The following is a 4,409-nucleotide window of genomic DNA, read 5'->3' as shown; positions in this document are numbered from 1 at the left end:
GTGATCGGGGAGCTGCGCTCATTGGAGACGGTCGCGACCATCGCCGAGCTGCTGGGCATCAGCACGGCGGAGGTCACCCGGCTGTCGAAGCTGGTCGACGCGGCGCCGGCCGCAGGCGCGCCGGCGGAGGGGCAGCCGACGTCGGAGGTCGCGGGGCCGGCGTGGCCCAACGTCGCGACGTCGCAGGCTCCCGCGGAGGAGTCGTACGAGTCCGAGGGCGACGGCGAGCACGTCGCCGCGTAAGCATCGAACCGCGCTCACGACGAAGCGGCGGGGAGAACCAACTTGGTTCTCCCCGCCGCTTCGTTGTTGCCAGGGACCAGCCTGGGGTCACTGCTCCTTCTGGTTCGCGGGCCGGGTGAGCGGGGTGGCGAAGGTGCGGTGGTTGTAGAGGTCGAGCGCGTCGAGCCACGTGTCGGTGGTGACGTCGATGCGCGCGACGGTGGGCATCGGGCCTTGGTAGCGGTGAGCGTTGGGGTAGACGCGGCCGCAGTGGTTACAGACGGTGTAGCCAGCGAGGACATCGTTCTCTTCTGCCGCGTCGATTCGGCGGCTGTCCCAGAGGTAGCCGTCGGCGGCGAGGTAGGAGACGTCCCAGTCGCCTGCGCACTCGGTGGCTCCGCAGCCGATGTAGTCGACGCCATTCTCGTCGTCCGGGCTGGTGGTTCCGGCGGGCTCCTGTCCGGTCAGCTGGAGGGACGGGTACGGCAGCTCCGGCACGGCTGCCTTGACGGCGCCGCGGGCGGTGTCGTCGTCGAGGTCGAGGAAGTATCCGCGCACGGCGCTGTAGAACTCCTCCCGGCTGTCGACATCGAGGTCGGCGCTGCGTTCGGTGAACGAGCCGAGCGTGCTGGCCCCGGAGGCGACGAGGTTGTTCTGCGCATCGCGGGTGACGGTGATGGTGATGTTGGGGCAGAGCTCGGTCAGCTTGCGCTCCAGCCAGGTCGCGTCGTTCTTGGTGGCCATGAGTGTTCCTTTCGAGGAGGTGCGGTCTAGGCGGCCGCGGTCAGCGGGTGGTGGGAGACCGCGGGGAGGATGGTGTCGGTTCCGGGAACGCGGACGGGCCATGCCGACGGGGCGACGGGGGTGGCGGTCAGCGGCTGCTGGCGGTGGAGGTAGGCGTCGTGGTTACGGATCAGGGTGGCGACGTAGCGACGCCATTCCTCGTTGGTCGGGAGGTTGCGAGCCCAGTCGAGCTGCTCGGCGAGTCGCTCGTGCTCCGCGATCAGCTCGTCTCGCTCGAGGAAGGCGGTGTGTGCGCCGATTGCGAAGAGCGCCAGTCCAGCGTCGGTGAGACGACTCAGGTCGACGTAGGGGGTGGGGAGTGCGATCTCGTTGCCGAAGCCAGCGCCGGCGCCGTGCTCCCGCAGACGCTCTTCGCCGTCGATTGGCTGGACGTCCGGGTCGACGTTCACGCGGTGCCAGTGGAAGTCGATCGCCTTGCGGACACGGTCGACGGCGACGTACAGGTCGGCGAACGTCTCGCGCGTCTGATCGATCCCTGCCTGCAGGATCTCGGTCGGCGTGTAGCGGATCATCATCTTCTCCTCTCGCGGTGTCGGGTGATGGTCGGGGTTACTGGCAGGAGTCGCAGCCGAGCAGGTCCATCGGGTCGACCGGGACCTCGTAGCCGCCGATCTGGTCGAAGCTGCTGGTGGTGTTCTGCGTGCTCATCGGTTCTTCCCTTTCGTTAGGTGTCCGCGGAATCAGAGGTGGGCGGATCATCGAATAAGGGGACCGACTTGGCGGACGCCGGAGCCTGTCAAGGGTTCCGACCGACCCCCAGCGCGCACGAGTCTTGGACCGCAGGTGCGGAGCACCTTCCCCGACCGTTTGGAGAGGCAGGGGAGGGAGCGGCCCTTGACAGGCGGAGAGCGGCCGCTAGTACGATTCCCCCTCTCGATGCTCCGGCTACCCGTCCCGTTCCTCGTCAAGCTGGTCGTCGCCCGGCTCGCATCGGCCACGGGAGTGTGAGGGCGGCGGAGCCTGCCTTCACGCCGGCCGGGGCCGGCCCCGCGGCTACAGGAGCGCGAGCAGATCCTGGTCGGGCTTCGCGTACGGGGTGCGGGGCAGTCCGATCCGCGTACGACGCCTCTCGCTGGGGGTGCCGATCGCCCACGCGTAGCGGTAGTTGCCCGGGTGTCTCACGCGCGTGACTTGCAGCTCCTGGAGTGCATGACGGAGCCACGATGAAGCATCTTCGTTGGCGCGGCGAGCTGGTGCGCCGAGAGCGACGAGGCGGCGTTCTGCACCTTCCGCGCCGGACTCCTGCGCGCGGATCTTCTGCAGGGTGCGGTCGCTGAGCACGAGGCCGTGACGCGGCAGGTAGGTCAGTGTCCGGCGGGTAGAGCGTCCGAGGGCGAGCGCGTTCGTCGCCTGGTAGCAAACGCCGATGTGACCGGCCTTGTACTCGTCGACGCGCTCGTGGCCGTTCGCGTCGATGACGGTTCGCGTCCGGGGCATGGGGTCGGAGAATGAGACTATGCCGCGGATGCCCTCGGCGGCGGCGCTTTCGAACACGCGGCGAAGAAACCAGGACTCGGCATTCGCCGGTGTGTCGGTGAGGACCAGCCGGCCGAGTTCGAGCGTCTCCGTGTTCGGCTGCAGCTCCGGGAAGACGTTGCTCAGTACGGCGGCGCGCATGGGGACGCTGAGGACCGCGACGCCGACCAGGGCGCGGCCGCCGATGGTGGTGCCGTCGACGGCGAGGCGATCGTCCGTGGTCGTGAGCCCGTAACTGAACCGGGCCGCGGGGAAGGATGCGGCGTAGTGGTGACGGGTGACGAACTCGCGTGCGAGCTGCTCGGGCAGCCTCACGACGTCGAAGGACGGGGCGTGGAAGCCGCCGTCGGCGGGGTGCCGCCAGCTGTGCTGGCGGAACCCCCACCGCTGCGAGAGGAGGGGCGCGGGGGCGCTCATGCCACCAGCCCCATCGTCTCGACGCAGATGCCGACGATGTCGCGGGCGCACGGCGGGCAGACCGCATTTCCAGCCGCCTTCGTGATGTCGCGCTGGGAGACGGGCTTCAGGCGGTTCGTCGGCTGCCACATGTAGTCAGGAGGGAACGCCATCCCGGCCGCGACCTCAGTGGGGAGGAACATCCGCAGCAGGGTGTCGGGGACCAGCTCCATGGCGGCGTCGAGGTCCTTGGCGCTGATCGGTGCGCGCTGGCCACGGGGTTGCTGCATGATCGCCTGGTGCCCGGCGGTGGTCAGAGTGCGCATCGGCTCGGTGGCAGGGGTAGTCATCTCGGCTCCGCCTCCGTTCATGCGGTGGATGAGGGCGTGGTTCGCGCCGTCGGCGACCGCCGTCCGCATCGGCTCGGTGTACGGGTCGAGGTCGCGCACCCGGTCGCGGAACTGGGTGACGAAGGGGGTCACCAGCGCGTGGTGGTTCCCGCCGGCGGTGAAGGTGCCGGCCGCTTCGGTCACGGGGCGGGCGGTGCCCGTGCCGTACATCTCGGCGATGAAGGGTGTGCGCTCGGGTGCGTAGGCCAGCGCGGTCTCCAGTCGGGTGGTCTGCGTGCGCAGCGCCTCGTCGACGGGGTAGGCGTTCTTGCCGTCGCGGCCGTCGACGGGGATGGCGAGTGCTTTCGAGTTGCTGGTGTGCAGCGCCTTCAGCGGCTCGGTGATCGGCCAGCTGCGGTAGTAGGCGTCTGCTTCGCCGTGGTGCGGGTGGCGCGGGTCGGCGGCGTCGTAGGTGTTGCCTGCGGCCTCCAGGTGGGTCGGTCCCCAGTAGCGGGCGATTCCGGCGGCCACGCGCAGGCGCGTCTTCGGCTTGAGCCGGTCACCGATCGGACGGCCGGGGATGGACCAGTCGATCGCGACGGACGCGGGGAGGTACCCGGGCTCGACGATGGAGCCGCAGCCGGGGCAGCAGTAGACGTAGGCCTGGCGGTAGCGGCCGACCGTGCGGCCGGGCTTGAAGGACTGGACCGACTCACGCATCTCCCCGCACTTCCAGCAGTAGGCGAGCGGGCGCAGGATGCGGTCGAGGTCGGGTGCCTTGTCGGCTTCCGGCCAGGCGACGACGTAGATGCGGTCGCGGGACTGGGGAGCGGGAGCGCCGAACTTCTGCGCGTGCATCGCGTTCAGCGAGACGACGCGGAACTTGTAGCCGAGCGCCCGCAGCTCCTGCCGCCACACGGTCCAGGCCGTGCGGTACTTCGCGTTGATCGCGATGTCGACGACGTTCTCGACGACGACGAGCCGGTAGCGGTGGTGCTCGATGAAGCGCAGCACGTCGAACATCAGCAGGCGCGAGCGGGTCTTCGCCTCGTCGGACAGCGGGTCCTCGAACAGGCCTTCCTCGATGTCCGGCAGCTTCGACCCGTTGGCCTGCGACCACTTCGTGCACTCCGGGGAGGCCCAGAGGATCGTGGTCGACGGGAAGAACGAGGGCCGTTCCTG

General features: G+C 69.3%; 5 protein-coding genes. 1 reads left to right on the top strand and 4 read right to left on the bottom strand.

Going from position 1 to position 4,409, the window contains the following annotated elements; genetic code table 11:
• On the top strand, nt 1-243 hold a 243-nt coding region (locus ACF1AJ_RS19215), incomplete at its 5' end, for a hypothetical protein (RefSeq protein ID WP_391508798.1).
• An 87-nt stretch (nt 244-330) separates the two neighbouring features.
• Here ACF1AJ_RS19215 and ACF1AJ_RS19210 read toward each other — a convergent pair.
• The 4 genes from ACF1AJ_RS19210 to ACF1AJ_RS19195 form a co-directional block, all read right to left on the bottom strand.
• Nucleotides 331-966, bottom strand: a complete 636-nt coding sequence (locus ACF1AJ_RS19210) for a hypothetical protein (protein ID WP_301220728.1) — start codon at nt 964-966, stop codon at nt 331-333.
• Between the two features lie 26 nt (nt 967-992).
• On the bottom strand, nt 993-1,538 hold the full coding sequence (locus ACF1AJ_RS19205; RefSeq protein WP_301220727.1) for a hypothetical protein: 546 nt from the start codon (nt 1,536-1,538) through the stop codon (nt 993-995).
• Nucleotides 1,539-2,019: 481 nt separating this feature from the next.
• A complete protein-coding gene (locus tag ACF1AJ_RS19200) occupies nt 2,020-2,919 on the bottom strand; it encodes a hypothetical protein (protein ID WP_301220726.1) in 900 nt (299 codons plus the stop codon).
• Nucleotides 2,916-4,409, bottom strand: a 1,494-nt coding sequence (locus ACF1AJ_RS19195; protein ID WP_391508797.1) for a DNA cytosine methyltransferase, incomplete at its 5' end; no start/stop codon positions are given. The genes ACF1AJ_RS19195 and ACF1AJ_RS19200, both read right to left, overlap by 4 nt.

It is taken from the genome of Leifsonia sp. NPDC014704 (assembly GCF_043083605.1).
In the GTDB taxonomy this organism is placed as follows: Bacteria; Actinomycetota; Actinomycetes; order Actinomycetales; family Microbacteriaceae; genus Leifsonia.
Note: the sequence above shows the minus strand (reverse complement) of the source record. Positions and strands in the feature narration are given on the sequence as shown.